This window comes from Pseudomonas fluorescens (genome assembly GCF_002837185.1).
Lineage (GTDB): Bacteria > Pseudomonadota > Gammaproteobacteria > Pseudomonadales > Pseudomonadaceae > Aquipseudomonas > Aquipseudomonas fluorescens_AM.
Genome location: NZ_KZ478058.1, coordinates 1 through 1,037, shown reverse-complemented (window position 1 = coordinate 1,037; position 1,037 = coordinate 1). Strand labels below are relative to the sequence as shown.

Sequence of the window (1,037 nt, the reverse complement as noted above, 5' to 3'; positions counted from 1 at the left end):
GGCGCCAACGCCGGCCACGCCACCGAAGCCAACATGGACCGCCTCGACGGTGCCGGCGCTGCCGCCGCCATCGAAGCGCGCGCCGTCACCGCCAATGACTCCGCTGCCATCGCGCGCGCCAAGGCCGAACTGGACAAACTCGACGTCGCCGAAGGCCTCGCCGAACTCGAAGGCGCCTCCGCCCGCGTCGCCGTCGACGAAAAACGCATGATCAACTGCCGCGCCGACCTCAACCAACTCGTGCCCTTCAAGTACGACTGGGCCTGGCAGAAATACCTCGACGGCTGCGCCAACCACTGGATGCCGCAAGAGGTCAACATGACCGCCGACATCGCCCTGTGGAAAAACCCCGAAGGCCTGACCGACGACGAACGTCGCATCGTCATGCGCAACCTCGGCTTCTTCTCCACCGCCGACTCCCTGGTCGCCAACAACCTGGTGCTGGCCGTGTACCGCCTGATCACCAACCCCGAGTGCCGCCAGTACATCCTGCGCCAGGCCTTCGAAGAAGCGATCCACACCCACGCCTACCAGTACTGCATCGAATCGTTGGCCATGGATGAAGGCGAGATCTTCAACATGTACCACGAGATTCCATCGGTCGCGAAAAAAGCCGCCTGGGGTTTGAAGTACACCCGTTCGATCTCCGATCCGAAGTTCGAAACCGGCACCGTCGACACCGACAAAGAATTGCTGCGCAACCTGGTCGCCTACTACTGCGTCCTCGAAGGCATCTTCTTCTACTGCGGCTTCACCCAGATCCTGTCCATGGGCCGCCGCAACAAAATGACCGGCGTGGCCGAGCAGTTCCAGTACATCCTGCGCGATGAGTCGATGCACCTGAACTTCGGTATCGACGTGATCAACCAGATCAAAATCGAAAACCCGCACTTGTGGGATGCCGAGATGAAGGAAGAAGCGACCCAGATGATCCTGCAGGGGACGCAGCTGGAGATTGAATATGCGCGGGATACCATGCCGCGCGGTGTTCTCGGCATGAATGCGGCGATGATGGAGGACTATCTGAAGTTCATCGC

The 1,037-nt window shown here is 60.7% G+C and carries 1 protein-coding gene; it reads left to right on the top strand.

Going from position 1 to position 1,037, the window contains the following annotated elements:
* Positions 1–33: 33 nt before the first annotated feature.
* Positions 34–1,037, top strand: a 1,004-nt coding sequence (locus CIB54_RS27230; protein ID WP_198557227.1) for a ribonucleotide-diphosphate reductase subunit beta, incomplete at its 3' end; no start/stop codon positions are given.